Source organism: Streptomyces herbicida, from assembly GCF_032656585.1.
Taxonomy (GTDB): domain Bacteria; phylum Actinomycetota; class Actinomycetes; order Streptomycetales; family Streptomycetaceae; genus Streptomyces; species Streptomyces herbicida.
Map to the genome: position 1 here is coordinate 241,695 of NZ_JAUYWJ010000007.1, position 16,944 is coordinate 258,638.

The 16,944-nt window shown below is 72.1% G+C and carries 15 protein-coding genes and 1 pseudogene; 7 read left to right on the plus strand and 9 right to left on the minus strand.

The features are described from left to right. Window positions 1-64 precede the first annotated feature (64 nt). Both Q8A52_RS17235 and Q8A52_RS17240 read right to left on the minus strand, forming a co-directional pair. The gene (locus Q8A52_RS17235; RefSeq protein ID WP_316753002.1) at window positions 65-271 is read right to left on the minus strand and encodes a hypothetical protein; all 207 of its coding nucleotides are present in this window, start codon (window positions 269-271) and stop codon (window positions 65-67) included. A gap of 159 nt (window positions 272-430) precedes the next feature. Then, complete coding sequence (locus tag Q8A52_RS17240; RefSeq protein ID WP_316753004.1) at window positions 431-838, minus strand: DUF3592 domain-containing protein; 408 nt, start codon at window positions 836-838, stop codon at window positions 431-433. Between the two features lie 209 nt (window positions 839-1,047). On the opposite strand from Q8A52_RS17240, the gene Q8A52_RS17245 reads away from it, so the two are divergent. Further along, complete coding sequence (locus tag Q8A52_RS17245) at window positions 1,048-2,631, plus strand: carboxylesterase/lipase family protein (RefSeq protein WP_316753006.1); 1,584 nt, start codon at window positions 1,048-1,050, stop codon at window positions 2,629-2,631. 184 nt (window positions 2,632-2,815) lie between these two features. On the opposite strand, the gene mmuM is transcribed toward Q8A52_RS17245, so the two are convergent. Next, window positions 2,816-3,751, minus strand: coding sequence for a homocysteine S-methyltransferase (gene mmuM / locus Q8A52_RS17250; RefSeq protein ID WP_316753008.1), 936 nt, complete (start codon window positions 3,749-3,751; stop codon window positions 2,816-2,818). 385 nt (window positions 3,752-4,136) lie between these two features. Between mmuM and Q8A52_RS17255 the strand changes: the two genes are divergently transcribed. The 6 genes from Q8A52_RS17255 to Q8A52_RS17280 all read left to right on the plus strand — a co-directional run bounded on the left by Q8A52_RS17255 (window position 4,137) and on the right by Q8A52_RS17280 (window position 8,864). Continuing rightward, complete coding sequence (locus Q8A52_RS17255; protein ID WP_316753010.1) at window positions 4,137-4,550, plus strand: SseB family protein; 414 nt, start codon at window positions 4,137-4,139, stop codon at window positions 4,548-4,550. A gap of 235 nt (window positions 4,551-4,785) precedes the next feature. Beyond that, window positions 4,786-6,513 carry a DUF2264 domain-containing protein gene (locus Q8A52_RS17260; RefSeq protein ID WP_316753012.1) on the plus strand — a complete coding sequence of 576 codons (1,728 nt, stop codon included), beginning with the start codon at window positions 4,786-4,788 and terminating at the stop codon, window positions 6,511-6,513. A gap of 193 nt (window positions 6,514-6,706) precedes the next feature. After that, window positions 6,707-7,075 carry a VOC family protein gene (locus tag Q8A52_RS17265; RefSeq protein WP_316753014.1) on the plus strand — a complete coding sequence of 123 codons (369 nt, stop codon included), beginning with the start codon at window positions 6,707-6,709 and terminating at the stop codon, window positions 7,073-7,075. Window positions 7,076-7,125: 50 nt separating this feature from the next. Continuing rightward, window positions 7,126-7,587 carry a hypothetical protein gene (locus tag Q8A52_RS17270; RefSeq protein WP_316753016.1) on the plus strand — a complete coding sequence of 154 codons (462 nt, stop codon included), beginning with the start codon at window positions 7,126-7,128 and terminating at the stop codon, window positions 7,585-7,587. Beyond that, window positions 7,584-8,339 carry an isocitrate lyase/PEP mutase family protein gene (locus Q8A52_RS17275; protein ID WP_316753018.1) on the plus strand — a complete coding sequence of 252 codons (756 nt, stop codon included), beginning with the start codon at window positions 7,584-7,586 and terminating at the stop codon, window positions 8,337-8,339. The genes Q8A52_RS17270 and Q8A52_RS17275 overlap by 4 nt, the downstream gene beginning before the upstream one ends. A gap of 99 nt (window positions 8,340-8,438) precedes the next feature. Beyond that, complete coding sequence (locus tag Q8A52_RS17280; RefSeq protein ID WP_316753020.1) at window positions 8,439-8,864, plus strand: NUDIX hydrolase; 426 nt, start codon at window positions 8,439-8,441, stop codon at window positions 8,862-8,864. Here the strand turns inward: Q8A52_RS17280 and Q8A52_RS17285 are convergent. From Q8A52_RS17285 to Q8A52_RS17310, 6 genes and pseudogenes are all read right to left on the minus strand, one after another. Beyond that, window positions 8,851-9,570, minus strand: a complete 720-nt coding sequence (locus Q8A52_RS17285; protein WP_316753022.1) for a hypothetical protein — start codon at window positions 9,568-9,570, stop codon at window positions 8,851-8,853. The two genes, Q8A52_RS17280 and Q8A52_RS17285, sit on opposite strands and share 14 nt — an antisense overlap. 46 nt (window positions 9,571-9,616) lie before the next feature. Continuing rightward, window positions 9,617-10,963 carry a hypothetical protein gene (locus tag Q8A52_RS17290; RefSeq protein ID WP_316753024.1) on the minus strand — a complete coding sequence of 449 codons (1,347 nt, stop codon included), beginning with the start codon at window positions 10,961-10,963 and terminating at the stop codon, window positions 9,617-9,619. A gap of 660 nt (window positions 10,964-11,623) precedes the next feature. Beyond that, a complete protein-coding gene (locus Q8A52_RS17295; protein ID WP_316753026.1) occupies window positions 11,624-14,482 on the minus strand; it encodes a glycoside hydrolase family 2 TIM barrel-domain containing protein in 2,859 nt (952 codons plus the stop codon). Between the two features lie 12 nt (window positions 14,483-14,494). Next, window positions 14,495-14,851 (minus strand): annotated as a pseudogene (locus Q8A52_RS17300) (ABC transporter permease subunit); the annotation flags it as partial. Between the two features lie 2 nt (window positions 14,852-14,853). After that, a complete protein-coding gene (locus Q8A52_RS17305) occupies window positions 14,854-15,354 on the minus strand; it encodes an RICIN domain-containing protein (protein WP_316753029.1) in 501 nt (166 codons plus the stop codon). Window positions 15,355-15,618: 264 nt separating this feature from the next. After that, on the minus strand, window positions 15,619-16,875 hold the full coding sequence (locus Q8A52_RS17310; protein WP_316753031.1) for an ROK family protein: 1,257 nt from the start codon (window positions 16,873-16,875) through the stop codon (window positions 15,619-15,621). Window positions 16,876-16,944: the final 69 nt, after the last annotated feature.

Here is a 16,944-nt window from a genome sequence, read left to right on the forward strand (position 1 = left end):
AGGTGTCCGGCCGCCGTCGTTCCCGGCCGCCGTCGTTCCCGGCCGCCGTCGTTCACGGCGGCCGTCAGTCCTCGCGGAGGTCGGGGCGGCCCTGCTCGTCGAGTTCGACGTCCTCGTGCTCGTCGGCGGGGAGGAGGGCGGCCGCGGAGCGGTCACGGGGGATCGGCGCCGGGGCCGGGCAGGCCGCCTGGGCCGTGCCGATGGCGGTGGCCACGGCCACCGCGGCGAGGGCGAGGACGATGACCGCTGCTCTGCGCTTGGTGAGTTTCATGCCCCGGGAACGATCTTGGCCTTCCCTGGTCACCGTCATGCGCCCGTCCGGGCGGTCCGCGCTGCCGTGCTCGCCCGCCGGACCAGCCGGGTCGGCAGTTCCGTACGCGTCCCTTCCGTCAGGGCACTCGCCCTGCGTCATCGCGAACGGGGAAGCCGGTCAGCTGACCAAAATGATCAACCCCGCGGCCGACAGGAAGAGCGCAGCCCCGAACGCGAGGAACAACGTCGCCCCCGTCATGTGCCGCCACATCAGGACCCGGGCCACCTGAGGGTTGTCCGCCAGGTACACCACCTGCACTTGGCGCCCCGTCGGCAGCCCCATCCCGGTCCCGCGTATCTGCGGTGAGAACTCCACCCGGTGCCCCATCCGGTCGGTGAATGCGATGACCGGCACCCACGACGGCCCGTCGCCGTCGTTGACCCGCACGTTGTCGACCACGACGCCACACGTGCGCATCCCGTGCCGACGCAGCCGGCGCACCACCACGGCATCCCGAAGCGTGGCGCTCAGGATCATCACGCCGGCCAGCACGCACAACACGATGCCGATGGACTCTTTGGACATGCCGCAGCACTTCCCTTTGTCGAACCTCCGGCTCCGGTTGCACAAGACGTGTCGCCCGTCCCCTTGGTTCCGTGGCTGTGTGTGCGAGCACGGCGCTCCGTCACCCGAACGGCCTCCCGTGCGCCTCGTGTGCAGGAATAGCCGGAGCCGATGTGATGCTCTGCATTTACCGGTGCGCGAACGCGAGCGCGGGAGGAGCTGGTGGGCGGATGGCGGCAGACCAGGCGGGCCTCGTGGTCAGAACCCCATACGGCGCGGTCCGCGGCAGGTACGAGCGTGAGGTCGCGGTGTTCCGCGGCATCCCGTACGCCGCCCCGCCCTTCGGGCCCCGTCGCTTCCGGCCGCCCGAACGACCGGAGCCCTGGGACGGGGTGCGTGACGCGGGCGCCTTCGGGCCGACCGCCCCGAAACCGCCGTACTCCGAAGCGTTCGCGCAGTACCTCTCCGACCCCTTCGTGGGCGGCGAGGACTGTCTCAACCTGAACGTCTGGACCCCCGAGCCCGGCCCCGCGGCCCGGCTCCCCGTCCTGGTGTGGCTGCACGGCGGCGCCCTGACCAGGGGATCCTCGTCCGTGCCCGTGTACGACGGTCATGGCTTCGCCCGCGACGGTGTCGTCCTCGTCTCGGTCAACTACCGGCTCGGCGTCGAAGGCTACGGGCTGTTCCCCGACACGCCTCCCAATGCCGGACTCCGTGACCAACTGGCCGCGCTCGAATGGGTGTACGAGTCGATCGCGGCGTTCGGTGGCGACCCGGGCCGGATCACCCTGGCCGGACAGTCGGCCGGGGCCATCAGCACCGGTGCGCTGATCGCCGCGCCGGGCGCCCAGGGCCTGGTCCGCCGGGCCGTGCTGCAGAGCGGACCGCCGGAGGCCTCGGAACGCGACAAGGTACGGCGGATGGTCCGCCGTATGGCGGCCCGGCTCAAGGTCCCCGCCACCGCCGAGGCCTTCGCCGCCGTCGACCGCGACCTGCTGCTGCGCACCCAGGCCGAGGTGGGGCGGCTGAGCAGCCCGGTCCTGGGCGGTCCCGCGTTCGGGATCGTCGTCGACGGCGACATCGTCCCGCGCGACCCGCTGGAGGCCCTGGTGGAGGGCGAGGCCGCCAAAGGCGTCGACCTGCTCATGGGCTGGACCCGCGACGAGTACCGGCTGTGGCTGGTGCCGGGCGGCCTCGTGGACCGTGTGGACCGGCTCGGGCCGGTGGCACTCGCCGGGGCCATGGCCCGCTGCCGCTGCGGCCACGAGGTGCCGCGCGGCTACCGCGCGCGGCATCCCGAGGCCGGCCCCTCCGAGATCGTCGGCCAGATGGTCACGGACCATCTGCTGCGCCTCCCGCTGCACCGGCTGGCGGACGCGCGTCCCGGATCGTCGTACGTCTACGAGTTCGCCTGGCCCTCCAACCTGCCCGGCCTCGGGGCCTGCCACGCGCTGGAACTCGGGTTCGTCTTCGACACGGGGCACGTCCCGGACTCGGCGAAGCTCGCCGGCGAGGGCGCGCCGAAGGAGTTGTGCGACGCCATGCACGGGGCCTGGGTGCGGTTCGCCGACACGGGGGATCCGGGTTGGCGGCCGTGGGACTCCGAACACCCTGTCCAGATCTTCGGCGACGGTGAACCGCACATCGCATTCGGCCCGCGGGATGCCGAACTGGCTCTGTGGGCGACGGCGGCGACCGGCACCGACACACCGGAGCCGAGCACCATCAACGGCACACCGACACCCGCGCGCGCCGCGGAACTGGCGTCCGCGGTACGCCGCCTGCGCCGCTCGGTGGGGACCCGCAAGCATTGACTCGTTGACCGTTGGTCACCGGCCGCAGCGAGCGGGGCGCAGGGAGCGGGCGTCCCGTCGCGCCGGACCATGGCCGTCCATGCGGTCCGGCCGCACGAGGCGGCGCGGACCGGGTGTCCCGGACACTCATCGCACGCCGCGTCCCTTGCCCCGGTCGCGCCGGAATCGGCGGGGTCAGGTGGGGTCAGACCATGGCCAGCGTTCGTGCGATCGACGTGATCGCCCGGGGGCCCACCCGGCAGCAGCCGCCGATCAGGTGGGCGCCCGCGTCGTGCCATGCCTTGATCTGTTCGGTGGTGAAGGTGGCGCGGCCGGTCCAGGTGCGGGCCTTCGCGTCCCAGGTCTCGCCGCTGTTGGGGTAGACGACGACTGGCTTGCCGGTCACCCGGGCCGCGGTCCCGATGGCGTGGTCCACGTCCCCGGGCGCACAGCAGTTGACGCCCACCGCGACGACCTCGTCCACGCCGGCCGCCAGGGCGAACGCCTCGTCCAGGGGCTGACCTGCGCGGGTGCGGTCCCCGTCGACCGTGTACGACAGCCAGGCCGGCACGCCGAGTCCGCGCACCGCCCGCAGCAGTGCCGTCGCCTCGTCGGTGTCCGGGACCGTCTCCAGGGCCAGGACATCGGGCGCGGCGGCGGCCAGCACCTCGAGACGCGGGCGGTGGAAGCGCTCCAGCGCGTCGACGCTCAGCCCGTACCGGCCCCGGTACTCCGAGCCGTCCGCCAGCATCGCCCCGTACGGACCGACCGAGGCCGCCACCCAGAGCGGGCGTACGATCCCCTCGTCGTGGGCCTGGCGTGCCGCCTCCCGGGCCAGCTCCACGCTCAGCGCGAGCAGCCGGGCCGACTCCGCACGGTCGATCCCGCGCTTGGCGAAGCCCTCGAAGGTGGCCTGGTAGCTCGCGGTGATCGCCACGTTCGCGCCCGCCATGAAGTAGGCGAGGTGCGCCTCGATGACCGCCTCGGGCCGTTCGGCGAGCAGCCGCGCCGACCACAGCTCGTCGCTCAGGTCGTGCCCGGCGGACTCCAGCTGGGTGGACATGCCGCCGTCGAGCACGAGGGTCCCGGCGGCGAGGGCTTCGACGAGGCTGGTGGACGCTGCGGGGGTGTTGCCGGTCATGCCACGACGCTAGTCGAAACGGCGCCGGGCGGTCGTCGGCCGCCCGGCGCCACCCCTGCGCCGCATGCCGCCCACCCGTCCGGACCCGGTTGACCTCCTCGTGTCTCGCCCTTACCTTTGCGGCGATCCCAACGTTCGTCATGACAAATGCTGTTCGCAGCCTCGAACGTTGCCGGAGTGAGCGCCACGCACAACGCGCCGATCGCCCGGCACAGCTCCAAGTGCGCGGCAGTGGACCCCAGGCTCCTGGCCGGCACGTCGAGGACCGGACCCACCGAGGCGGCCGCATGAACGGGCCGATCGTGGGTAGGCGAGCGCCGTAGCGACGGGACACGGGGAGCGCCGTAGCGACGGGACACGGGGCCTGTGACAGAGGTGTGGCGCCATGAGCGAGATCCCCGCGGAAGTCTTCGAGGCAGTGGCGCGCGAGGCCCTGCGGGATCTGGCCCGAGCGCCCGACCCCCGCGCATGGGAAGCGCTGGCGGGCTGCGACGTGCTGATCCCCGCGATCGGCGGTGTCCGTTACGCACGCGGCCGCGCCGAGTTCGTGCGGCTGGTGCTGCCGGTGGTCGAAAGCGTCCGCCGCGCCCCCGCGGTCATGGTCTTCACTTCGGAGGCGGAGCTGCTCAGGGCCTTCCCCCAGGTGCCCTGCTACCGACGTGTCACCCTGCGGCAGCTGGCCGCCCATTGGCCGGCCGACGAGGTGGTGCTGGTCGTCGACGCGGGCGGCGAGGACTCGCTGACCCTGTCCGCACCCGAGGCGCGGCGGCTGCTCGCCGGCTGTCCCGTCAGCCGGTAGATCCAGCGAGTCGACACACGTCGCCGCGCTGAGGAAGCCCGTCGTCCCCGAGCCGCTCACCCAGAGCGTTGGAACCCTCCACGCCCAGGGATGCCACCAGCGCGGAGCGGATGACGAACTTCTCGCCCTGCCTCTGGTGCCGAAGGGCAAGGTGAGGGTGGGATGAAACCCTGGGGTGTCCCGACCGGAACCGGGGCGCCCCAGGCCGGCTCAGCTGGAAGGAAGCCCATCGCCGATGCACCTGCCCCGGCCCGACCGCACCCTGAGCCCGCGCACCGGATACACCCGCGCCCACTGGGAGGCCGCCGCCGACGCCCTGCTCGCCGCGGTGGAGCCGTATGCCACCGAGGACCGCGCCCTCTACCACCTGCCCGGTGACCACGAGAGCTGGTCGGGCCGTCTCTCCGACGGCCTGGAGGGATACGCCCGTACGCTGCTGCTGGCCGCCTTCCGCCGGGACGAGAACACCCTCGGGCGCTACGCGGACGGACTCGCCGCCGGGGCCTCGGGCGTCTGGCCGCGCATCGAGGACCGCAGCCAGCCCCTGGTCGAGGCCGCCTCGATCGCCCTCGCCCTGCGGCTGACGCGGCCACTGCTGTGGGACCGGCTGGACGAGTCCGTGCGCGCGCGGGCGGCTGCCTGGCTGGCCGACGCGCTCACCGCCGAACCCTGGCCCTGCAACTGGGAGTTGTTCCCGGTCACGGTCGGCGGATTCCTCCAGGAGATCGGGTACGAGTCCGACGCCTCCCGCAAGGCCGTCGAGCGGGGCCTGGAACGCATCGAGCAGTGGTACGTCGGCGACGGCTGGTACAGCGACGGCCCCGGCCGCGCCTTCGACTACTACAACGGCTGGGCCATGCACCTGTATCCGGTGCTGCACGCGTGGCTGGCGGACGACGCCGGTCTCCTCGACCTGTACGGCGGCCGGCTCGAACGGCATCTCGCCGACTACGCCCGGCTGTTCGGCGGCGACGGTGCCCCGATGCTCCAGGGCCGCTCCCTCACCTACCGGTTCGCGACGACGGCCCCGCTGTGGCTGGGCGCGCTCACGGGGCGTACGCCCCTGGCGCCGGGGGAGACCAGGCGGCTGGCCTCCGGCGCGCTGAAGTACTTCCTGGACCGGGAGGCCGTCGACGAGCACGGCCTGCTCAGCCTCGGCTGGCACGGCCCCGATGCAGCGCTCCTGCAGGGCTATTCGGGACCGGCCTCCCCCTACTGGGCGAGCAAGGGCTTTCTCGGGCTGCTCCTGCCCGCGGACCACGCGGTGTGGACAGCGGCCGAGGAACCGGGACCGGCCGAGCGGGCCGACGCGGTGACCCCGATCGTGGGACCCAACTGGTTACTGCAGTCCACGAGTTCGGACGGTGTGGTCCGGCTGCACAACCACGGCAGCGAGGACGTCCGCTACGACCCCTACTACACGCGGTTCGCCTATTCGACGGTCACGCGGCCGCTCGGTTCGCCGCCCGACAACATCGTGATGGTCGGCGGGGACGGGGACCGCGCCGGCATCGTCCCGCTCGGCGTGGGGGAGGGCTGGGCGGCCTCCCGGTGCGCCACGGGGGGCGTCGGCGGCGCGATCGAGGTCACCAGCCTCGTGGTGGCCGAGGGCGCCGTGGAGGTGCGCGCCCATCTGGTGGCGGGCGCGGCACCCGGGACCGACGTGCGTGTCACCGGCTGGGTGCCGTGGGAGGACGAGCACGCCGAACTGGGGCCGGTCCACGGCCTGTCCGGCGACTTCGCCCTCTCCGGTACGACGGGCGACGGCCCGACCCTGTTCGTGGCCGTGGCCCGTCTCACCGGCGAGCCGGACCCCCTGCCCCTCGGGGAGCTGGTCTCCGTCGAGGTGCACGGGCCGTACGACCTGAGCGTGAGCTGGGCCGGGGGCCCGGTCCGTCACTTCCGGTTCACGGTGTCGGACGGGCGATCCCCAGGGTCTTCGTGGTCGGTGACGTCCCGGTGAGCTTGGTGGCGTACGACGGGTGACGGGAGCGTAGGCCCAGGTCAGGAAGCCGTCCTTGGAGACGGCGAGGTCACCGGTGAGGTGGTCTCCCACCTTGTCCGCGCCGCTCCGGCCGCCGCGAGGGCGCCTGCGGCGGGCTTGCGTCTGCCGAATTCGTTTTCCAATTCCCCGCGCACGCACCAGAATCCGACGTATGACTTCCAAGATCCGGCACGTGACGATCGACTGTGCCGACGCCTATGCCCTCGCCGGCTTCTGGTCCCAGGTCCTGGGCGAGCCCGTGCACGAGGACGACCATCCCGGGGATCCGGAGGCGCTGATCGAGGCCGCGGGACTGCTCTTCGTCACCGTGCCGGACCCCAAGACCGTCAAGAACCGCATCCACGTGGACCTCCAGCCCCAGGACCACACCCGCGACGAGGAGGTCCAACGCCTGCGCGCCCTCGGCGCCACGCTCGTCGACGACCGACGGCGGGAGGACGGCACGGGCTGGGTGGTGCTGGCCGACCCGGAGGGCAATGAGTTCTGCGTGGAGCGGGGCGTGGCGGAGCGGGGGCAGTAGGCCGGGACGGTTCGGCGGGTACCGAAGTGACCTGGGCATAGCGTCTCCGTATGAGCGCCGACACCGCATCGGAGACACCCGCCGAGGTCATCACCGCCATGGTCGAGCATGTGCTGGCACTGGCTGCCACCTGGACCGCCTGGGACGGCACCCCCGCCTACGTCGACGACCGCGTCTACACCCCCCACAAGGCGATCCGCCGTACCGCGGATCATCTGATCGACCACCTGGCCGAGCTGGAGGCCCGGCTGGCGGGGCAGACACCCCAGCCGGACCACTGGCACGCCTCCGCGATCACGACCGCGGCGGACCTCGCCCCCTTCATCTCCGAGGACCTCGACGAGGCCCGCAGCCGTCTCACCCGGCTCGCCCGTATCTGGGCGGACCGCCTGGACGCGCTGACCGAGGCGCAGCTCGACGACTCGCCAGGTGCGGGCTGGAGCTTTCGCGAACTCGCCCACCACCTCGGGGGGTCCCGGTACTACGCCGATGCCGTCGGGAGGCTCTCATGACCTCCTTCGCCGCTCTCCACCGCCCGGGCGAGCCCCTGTTCCTGCCCAACGCCTGGGACCACGCCTCGGCAGCCGCCCTCGCGGCGCGTGGCTTCCCCGCCATCGGCACCACCAGCCTCGGTGTCGCGGCGGCGGCCGGCCTGCCCGACGGCGCGGCGGCGACCCGCGAGCTCACCCTCCGGCTCGCCCTCACCCTCGGCACGGAACCCTTCCTCCTCTCGGTGGACGCCGAGGGCGGATTCAGCCAGGACCCCGATGCAGTGGGCGAGTTCGCCAAGGAGCTGTGGGCCGTCGGAGCGGTCGGCATCAATCTCGAAGACGGCCTCGGGCCCGTGGACCTGCACGCCGCGAAGATCGCCGCGGTCAAGTCGGCCGCGCCCGGGCTCTTCGTCAACGCGCGCACCGACACGTACTGGCTGGGCGACGGTGAGGAGACCCTCGGCCGCCTCGATGTCTACCAACAGGCAGGCGCTGATGGGGTGTTCGTACCCGGATTGACCGAGCCCGAGAGGATCGCCGCTCTGGTACGGCACCTCGACGTTCCCCTCAACATCCTCTACTCACCAGCCGGTCCCACCGTCCCCCAGCTCACCGACCTCGGCGTCCGACGGATCAGCCTCGGCTCGCTGCTGTACCGGCGGGCTCTGGGTGCCGCGTTGGACGCCGTGGCCGACATCGCGGCCGGGCGGGTCGCCGAGGGTACGACACCCTCGTACGACGATGTACGGGCCCTTGAGCGCCGGTCCGGTTGAGAGCGAGGGCACAGACCCGATCGGGCGATCCTGGTACGGTGGACGCTTTCCTGGGTATCAGACCCTTTGGACTCATCACCGGCGAGGGACCGAGGAACCATGGACATGGAGATCCCCGGCGAGAGGCGACTGGCCGCCGCCGTCGTGATGGACGAACGGGGCCGGGTCCTGCTGGTGAGGCGCAGTGAGCGGGAGCGGTTCCTGCCGCGCGTGTGGGGCGTGCCGTGCGGAAAGCTGGAGCAGGGGGAGAGCCCCCGGGACGGTGCCCTGCGCGAGCTGAAGGAGGAGACCGGGCTGCTCGGCGAGGTCGTCCGCCGGGTCGGCCAGTCGTCCTTCGTGAGCGACTACAAGGGGCACGAGGTCAAGAACTGGCAGGACAACTTCCTGGTCAAGCCGTTGTCCCGGCAGGTCGTCCTCCCGGAGCGGGACCAGGAGTACGCCTGGCTGACGCAGGACGAGCTGTCGTCCGTCGACATCGACGCGTACAACCTGGGCGTCGTGCGCCAGGCCCTCACGAACTCCTGAGCAGTTCCGCCAGATCGCCGAGCGCCGTCAGGTAGCCGGGCACGTCCATCGGCACCTTGGCCACCGCCCCCGGATGCGGTCCGGCCGCCGTGAACACATCGGTGTGAGGCCGTCGTCCGGCACCCGTCTCCAGGAACAGCGTCACCGTGGGCGCGTCCGCGTCGCACCACGCGCGGTGCAACGTGTGGGCCGGCAGGGCGTACGAGCTGCCCGCCGCGTACCGCGCCACCTGCGTCAGCCGCAGCCGGGCCGGACCGGTGCGCTCCAGCATCCAGTCCGCCGACCGCTGCGACAGGGACTCCTGGTAGCGGTCCGCCGTGATCCCGCCCTCGCGGTCCGCCTCGTACAACTCCATGGCCAGCCGGCCCCGGACGATGTAGGAGGCCAGCGGAGAGCGGTGGTTGTGGACGTCCTCGTCGGCGCCCGTGCCCGGATGCCAGAGGTGGGCGCGCAGCATGTGCCGGGGGCCACCGTCGATCAGCAGCAGCTTGTCGAAGCCGAGGACGTGCCGGTACGACAGCCGGGCGCAGCCCTCCGGATCGCCCTCGCCCGAGGCGAGTTCCGCCACCAGCTCCAACAGTCGCTCCGGTGCGCCGAGTTCGGCGATGACGGACCGGGCAGCGGAGACCGTCCCGTGCTCCGTCAGCTCACCGTCCAGTGCCTCGGCCAGCAGCCGCCGTGCCGTCAGGATCTGCCGACCGCCCATGCACCGCCCCTTCGCGTTCCGTCGACTTCCCTGTGAGCCTGAGCGCTCAGGCATTCGGCTGATACATCCATACGGCATGGGCCCGCAGTGCCGAAAGGCCCTGATAGGTCATCCACATCGGCTGGTGCAGGTCCTCCGTGGCGGCCAGCCCGGCGCCGTCCCGGGTCCAGGACCAGATGCCGTCCGTCTGTCCCGCCCACACCGCGGCCGCGGCACCGTTCAGCCGGTCCTGCCACTCCCGCTCCAGTCCCTCCTCGCGGGCGAGTTCGCGGGCGCCGGGAGTCAGCAGCGCGCGGAGCACCCAGGCCGCGGTGAAGTGCCGTACGTTCAGCACCTCGTGGTGGCCGGTGTCGTCCGGGTGCGGCCTGCGGACCTCCTCCCGCCGGTTGGCCAGGTCGGGGCAGCCGTCGTGAGCGGCGGCCGGGCAGGCCAGCAGCCAGCGGATGCCGTCCTCGCGGGCGGTGCGCGCCGCGGAGCCCTCGCCCAGGACGCGGGTCACCCGGTCGAGGGCGACGACGGCCTGCGCGGTGTGCGCCGGGGAGGGCCGGGCGGCGGGCGAGGGCCAGGGCAGTGGCGACAGCCGGTGACTCCAGCAGTGGCGGTGCCGGCGGTCGGGGTCGCTGACCGCACCGGCGACCAGGGCGTCGCGCAGTACGGGGATCGTCGCGGACCCGGGCGAGGCGCGCAGCAGCCCGCGCAGCACGGTGGTGACGACATGGGTCAACGCCCGTCCGGCGCGATCCAGTTCATGGGTGAACCCGGCCTCGCAGCGCTCCACTTCCGCGGCGAGGCGCTCCCCGGAGACTCCTGCGCGAGCCAGCGCGCCCAGCACCAGGGCGGTCACCTCCGGGCGGGCCATCGACCCTTGTGAGCGTGCCGACCAGCCGCCGTCCGGCAGCCGCAGCCGCCACAGGGTCTCCACCAGCTCGCCCGTGCGCAGACGTCCGTCGGGCACGCCGAGGTCGAGCATGAGGTGCAGTCCGTACGCGGTACCCACCGAGGTGGGCCGGGCCGTGTCCTCGTGCGGTTCGCCCAGTGAGTGGGGCCAGCCGACGAGCGGGCCCCGAACCGGGTCGTTGAACTCGGAGACCTGTTCGGCGAGGCGGGCGTGGGCGGAGGCGAGGAGTTCGGGGAGCTTGCCGGGGGCGGGCTGAGCCGCGTACCCGGCGGGCGTCCGCCGGGCGCCGCCGCCCGCGTCGGCGGCCTGGGCCCGGGCCCGGACCAGCGCCGCCGCCAGCCAGGTGGTGGCGGCCGTACCCAAGCCGCTCACCCCGGCGAGCAGATATCTGGCGGGGCCGGTACCGATGTCGGGCAGCACCTCGAACAGGAACTGGAACACCCCGTATCCGGCAGCGGCGGCTCCGAGTCCGCCCAGCCAGCCCACCAGTCGCACCGGACCGGACTCGCCGGTTGCCGGTAGCGGTGACGGGGGGTCGGATCTCGCGGGCCTCAAGGGGCCAGGACCCAGCCGTTGTTGAGACAAGGCGCGCTCCCTCCCCCAGGGCGGCGTGACACCCGCGAAGCTCCCAGTCTAAGGGGGAGACGTGAGCCCTGGGGCGGCTACCGGAACCAGCGTTTCCGCGAGCCGGTCGGCGAGCGCGACGGGTGTCCGAGGGTCCCGAGATGTCCGCCGGGAAACTCCGAGCAGCAACTCCCGACCCGCTCGGCGACCACCTCACCCGCCCGGTACAGGACTTGGCCCCGCGATTCGGTGCCGACGACCACGGTGAAACGGGACGGGTAGGGCGACGCCACCGGTGCGTACCGGGTGAACGGCCGCAGTACACGGGCGGGAAGGACCCCCATCGTCGTGTTCAACTCACCGCCCCCGGAGCCCTCCTGGGATACCTGGGGATTGTCCTGGGCCATCTGGGTCAGCGGGCCGGCCGTTCACTTGAGTGATCCGCCACGCGATACGGGCGGCACGCACGGACATCAGCCTTCCCGGGAGACGACTGGGCGGGCCGCCCGCCGCCACAGGAACCGGTGGACGCGACCGCGGCCGGCCGGGTGAGCAGTCGGCCGGCCGCGGGGGTCCTCAGGATCGTGTCGGTCAGCCGACCTCCGAGAAGACGAAGGAGAACTCGGCGGGCTCGGCCCGCAGGTAGTACTGGGGCAGGGGGCCAGGACCGCAGGACTGGGAACCGATGCCGTGCTGGCCGTGGTCGAGGTTGACCCAGACCGTGTCGCCCGGTGTGAGATCGGTGCGGTGGGCGGCGGCGTCCAGCTGCTCGGTGGTCCAGCGGCGGGCGGTGAACCAGAACTCCGGTTCGCCCTCGATGCGCAGACCGCCGATCTCCGCCCAGCGGACGTCGGCGCGGGCACCGTTCTCCTGCGGACGGACGTACGGCGTCTGCAGGTCGTCCACCGTCGACTGCCAGCGGCCGAGCGCCGCCGCCGACCCGGTGTCCGGATAGGCCTCGCCCGGACCGCCGCCGAACCACTCCACACGGTCGGCGGCCGACAGTCCGAACCGGATGCCGAGCCGCGGCAGCGGTACCGTCCACTCGCCCTCGGGGGACACGGACACGGTCAGCTTCAGCCGGTTGCCGTCCGACGTCCAGCGGTACACCGTCGACAGGCCCACCGCCCGGGCGGCGGGCGCCACCCGGGTGCGTACCGTCAGCGCGTCGTCGCCCAGCTCCACGCCGTCGAGCCGGTGCCGCATGCGGTGCAGGCCGTACTTCCGCCAGAGCAGGCCGTAGCGGATGTCGGTCTGCCAGGCGGCGCCGTCGTCGTTGTCGGTGGTCGCCCGCCACACGTCCAGACGCAGACCGGTGACCGGCACGCCGCCGACGGTTCTGAGCGCGCCCGTCCGGGCGTCGAAGGAAGCCGGGCCGAGCGTGATCAGCCCTTCGCCGAACGCCGGTCCGTCGGTCGCGGCGACAGACGGAGCCTGCCGCGCCGACACCGGGAACTGGCCCCACGCGACCACATGGTCCTTCGGTGCCCACGGGGTGTCGGCCGCCGTCAGCGCCCGTACCGTCCACTGTGTCTCACCGTCGGCGGCCGAGGGCGCCTCCGGCAGCTTCACATCGGCCGCCCCGCCGGGTGCCAGGGTGGGCACCTGGAGGGCGCCCGACGCCACCGTCTGGCCGTCCACCTGGTACGACCACTCGAAGGCGAGCGCGGACAGATCGGCGAAGTCCTGCAGGTTGGTGACGCGGACGGTGCCGTCGGCGCCGTCGCCGTCGATGCGGACCGGCTCGATCACCTTCTTGAACTCGATCAGCCCGGGGGAGGGCTGCCGGTCCGGGAACAGCAGCCCGTCGCAGACGAAGTTGCCATCGTGCAGCTCCTCGTCGAAGTCGCCGCCGTACGCGAACCCGTACCGCTCGTCCTTGATGCCGTGGTCGATCCACTCCCAGATGAAACCGCCCTGGAGTCGGTCGTAGGACTCGAAGATCCGCTGGTAGTCGGCGATACCGCCGGGGCCGTTGCCCATGGCGTGGCCGTACTCGCAGAGGATGAAGGGGAGCTCGCTGCGTCTGTGGGTGCCGCCGTCCAGGCCGCGGCCGATCCGCTCGACCTCCGCGTGGTCGGCGTACATCCGTGAATAGACGTCCGTGTCACGGCAGTTGATGTCGCCCTCGTAGTGCACCAGCCGTGAGGAGTCCCGGCCGCGGATCCACTCGGCCATCGCGGTGAGTCCGCGGCCGGTGCCGGCCTCGTTCCCCAGGGACCAGATGACGACCGACGGGTGGTTCTTGTCGCGCTCGACCATACGGGCGGCGCGGTCGAGCAGGGCCGGGGTCCAGCGCTCGTCGTCGACGGGGTTGTCCCGCCAGCCCTGTTCGGTGAAGCCGTGGGTCTCCAGGTCGCACTCGTCGATCACCCACAGGCCGTACTCGTCGCACAGGGAGAGGAAGGCCGGGTGGGGCGGGTAGTGGGAGGTGCGCACGGCGTTGATGTTGTGCCGCTTCATGAGCAGCACGTCCTCACGCATGGTCGCCAGGCCGAGGGAGCGGCCCTTCTCCGGGTGCCACTCGTGCCGGTTGACGCCCTTGAAGAGGACCGGCCTGCCGTTGACCTTGAGCAGGCCGTCCTCGAGCACGACCGTCCGGAAGCCGATCCTCAGCGGCACCCGCTCGCCCTCGGTGGCCAGCACGCCGTCGTACAGGTGCGGTGTCTCCGCGGTCCACGGCCGTACCGGGACCGTCACCGGCTCACCGGTAGTGACCTCGATCCCCAGGTCCGGCACGGTGACCCGGCCGTCCACGTCGGAGTCGACGCACAGCGTGCCCTCGCCGGTGACATGGTCGTAGGAGGCGTGCACGAAGAAGTCGAGGACGGCGCCCGCCGGCCGGTGCAGCAGGGTCACGTCACGGAAGATGCCGGGCAGCCACCACTGGTCCTGGTCCTCGAGGTACGAGCCCGCCGACCACTGGTGGACCCGGACGGCCAGCACATTGCCGACGGGCTTCAGCAGCCGGCCGACCGCGAACTCGTGCGGCAGCCGGGAGCCCTTGAACTCGCCGATGTCCGTGCCGTTCAGCCAGACGCGGGCGCAGGACTCCACGCCGTCGAAGCGCAGCACCGCGCCCCCGTCCGACGGCCAGTCGGACGGCAGGTCGAAGACGCGCAGATGGTCGCCGGTGGGGTTCTCGGTCGGCACGTGGGGCGGGTCGACCGGGAAGGGGTAGAGATGGTTGGTGTAGATGGGTGAGCCGTGGCCCTGGAGGACCCAGTGGCCGGGGACGGAGACCTCCGCCCAGTCGCCGGCGTCGAAGCCCGGCTCGGCGAACGAGTCGTCCTCGGCGTCGGCGGTGGCCGACACACGAAGACGCCAACTGCCGTTCAGTGAGAGAGATGTGGCGTCCGAGGCGGCGTACCAGGCCCGGGGCGGCAGTGCCCCGGAGCCGGGTGCCACGTCCTCTACGTAATCGATGGCCGTAGTTGCGCGGAAAGACATCGGTCTCCTTGCTCAGCCCTTGATGCCGGTCTGCGCGATTCCCTGGACCAGGCGGCGCTGGGGGAAGAGGAAGACGAACATCAGGGGCAGGATGGAAATGGCGGTGGCCATGAGGATCAGGTGGTGGTTGACGGTCTGGTTGGTCATGTACGAGGACAGCGCGAAGTTCAGCGAGCCGGGGACGACGACACACCAGTGCGCGCCCCAGTGGCCGAGCCCGTCCACGCGCGCCGCCTCCTCCAGCTCCTTCGGGAACCCCAGGAAGTACTGCCGGAAGAGGAAGCAGGTGAAACCGCTGAACAGGCCCGGAATGACGAGGCCGCGGTAGCTGTCCGTCCAGCCGAGGGACGAGACCGGCAGGAAGCTGGGTGCTACTGCCTGGTCCAGGCCTCGTTGGTGCCGCCGTTGCAGCTGTAGAGGATCACGGCGCTGCCGTCGGCGGTCGCCTGTCCGCCGACGTCCAGGCACTTGCCCGTCGCCTCGTTGACGATCTGGCCGTCGGAGTTCAGCAGCCAGCGCTGCGTGGCATCACCCGTGGCCGCCGCGGTCGACAGCCCTGAACTCCGCGCTGTCAGATAGCCGTTGGCGCCCCTCAGGGTGCCCTTGGCGTCGTACGACCACGCCTGCCGGGCGGTGTCCGTGCAGGCGGTGATGGCGGCACCAAAGGCGTCGGCCGTCAGGCACTTGCCGGACTGCTCGCCCTGGAGGGCGCCGGTGAGGGCTGTACTGCCGTGCCCCTGCTGGTCGAGGACATAGGTGGCGACGGAGCGCGCCGCGAGCGTGGCGGACATCGTGCCGCCGCTCACCGAAGGCCTGGCCGTGTCGGCCCAGTTCTCCTCCGCCGAGGTCCGCACCGCCTTCGTGGCCCGCAACGGCGACCTGCTGTTGCCGGGCCTGCACCTTGGGGTCGAAGTTCCGCAGGTCGTTGACCCACCAGGCACCCGAGGCGCCGATGTCGTCGATGGTCTGGGCGGCGTGGGGAGAGACCGCGGCGGCCGTGGGGGTGGCCGCCGAAGAGGGCGGAGCGGATACCAGCGGGCCGGCGACAGCGAGTGCGGCCGCGGCGGTCAGAAGGACCGATCTCCTGGTGCGGGGTGTCGTGGGGCGGGGATGAGACACATGCATCCCTTCCGTCGTCATGAAGGCGCGGTACGGCTCCTTACGGGGGTGGTGCGCTTGCTTCCGTTCCTCTGCCCGACGGACTGCAACGCCCCTTCCAGCGCGAACGTCGCCGCGCCCAGGGACACCGGGTCGGTGGGGATCGGGGAGAGGACGATCTCGGTGGCGGCCAGCGGCCGCCGCAGCGCGTGCCGGGTGACGGCCCCGCGCACCTCGCCGAGCAGCGGCTCGCCCAGCCGGGCGGCGACCCAGCTGCTGAGCACTACCACCTCGGGGTTGAGGAGATTGATCAGGTCGGAGATGCCGGCTCCGAGGTAACGGGCCGTGTCCCGCACCACCTTGACCGCCACCGGGTCGTGCGCGGCGACCGCGCGCGCCAGCGCGTCGATCGTGGCGGTCTGGTCCTCGGGGTGCAACAGCGGGCTCTGCGGGCTCAGTTCACGCAGGTTCTGCATGATGCCGGGCGCGCCGACATACGTCTCCACACAGCCGTGATTGCCGCAGTGGCACAGCCGCCCGTCCAGGACGAGCGTGGTGTGCCCCCACTCGCCGGCGCTGTTGCTGACGCCCCGGTGCAGCCCGCCGCCGAGCGCCAGTCCGGCACCGACTCCCGTACCGAGGTTCACCACCACGGCGTCCCCGCGCCCGCGCGCGGCCCCGAACCACAGCTCGGCGACCGCGCAGGCACGCAGCGGGTTGTCCAAGTACAGGGGGTAGGCGATGTGTTCGGAGAGCAGATCGAGCAACGGCACGTCGTGCCAGTCCCAGTTGGGTGCGTACTCGCAGACGCCCGCGTCCCGGTCCACCTGGCCCGGCACGCTCACCCCGACGCCGAGCACCCGCGCCGCCTCCACCCCGGCCTGCGCGACCACCGAGCCGACGGCAGCCGCGACATGGCCGACCACCTGCTGCGGGCGGCTCTCGCCGGGGCGCATGTCCTCGTCGGCGCGGGCCAGGACGTTCAGCGCGAGGTCGAACAGCTCGACGTGAACGTACGTCTCCGCGATGTCGACGCCGATCAGCGCGCCCCCCGACGCGTTGACGGCCACGAGACCCCGGGGGCGACCCCCCGCCGAGTCCTCGAAACCGACCTCTGTGATCATACGGAGGTCGAGCAGCTCACCGACGAGCGTGGCGACCGTGGCCAGGCTCAGCCCGGTGGTGGACGCCAGCTCCTGCCGGGAGGTGGGCGACGCGGCGATGATCTGGCGCAGCACCTCGTAGCGGTTCGCGGTGCGGATGTCACGTGATGTGCGCTTCACGGAGCTGCCCATCCTTTCCAGGCCGGGCCGGGGCACATCGGCACCGGCGCTGCGCAAGGCTATGGGCTGCGAAGGACTTTC

Bases quoted from the DNA above. Each gene is read 5' to 3' on its own strand.
- Q8A52_RS17235 (WP_316753002.1), bottom strand. From the start codon at position 271: ATGAAACTCACCAAGCGCAGAGCAGCGGTCATCGTCCTCGCCCTCGCC.
- Q8A52_RS17240 (WP_316753004.1), bottom strand. From the start codon at position 838: ATGTCCAAAGAGTCCATCGGCATCGTGTTGTGCGTGCTGGCCGGCGTG.
- Q8A52_RS17245 (WP_316753006.1), top strand. From the start codon at position 1,048: ATGGCGGCAGACCAGGCGGGCCTCGTGGTCAGAACCCCATACGGCGCG.
- mmuM (WP_316753008.1), bottom strand. From the start codon at position 3,751: ATGACCGGCAACACCCCCGCAGCGTCCACCAGCCTCGTCGAAGCCCTC.
- Q8A52_RS17255 (WP_316753010.1), top strand. From the start codon at position 4,137: ATGAGCGAGATCCCCGCGGAAGTCTTCGAGGCAGTGGCGCGCGAGGCC.
- Q8A52_RS17260 (WP_316753012.1), top strand. From the start codon at position 4,786: ATGCACCTGCCCCGGCCCGACCGCACCCTGAGCCCGCGCACCGGATAC.
- Q8A52_RS17265 (WP_316753014.1), top strand. From the start codon at position 6,707: ATGACTTCCAAGATCCGGCACGTGACGATCGACTGTGCCGACGCCTAT.
- Q8A52_RS17270 (WP_316753016.1), top strand. From the start codon at position 7,126: ATGAGCGCCGACACCGCATCGGAGACACCCGCCGAGGTCATCACCGCC.
- Q8A52_RS17275 (WP_316753018.1), top strand. From the start codon at position 7,584: ATGACCTCCTTCGCCGCTCTCCACCGCCCGGGCGAGCCCCTGTTCCTG.
- Q8A52_RS17280 (WP_316753020.1), top strand. From the start codon at position 8,439: ATGGACATGGAGATCCCCGGCGAGAGGCGACTGGCCGCCGCCGTCGTG.
- Q8A52_RS17285 (WP_316753022.1), bottom strand. From the start codon at position 9,570: ATGGGCGGTCGGCAGATCCTGACGGCACGGCGGCTGCTGGCCGAGGCA.
- Q8A52_RS17295 (WP_316753026.1), bottom strand. From the start codon at position 14,482: ATGTCTTTCCGCGCAACTACGGCCATCGATTACGTAGAGGACGTGGCA.
- Q8A52_RS17310 (WP_316753031.1), bottom strand. From the start codon at position 16,875: ATGGGCAGCTCCGTGAAGCGCACATCACGTGACATCCGCACCGCGAAC.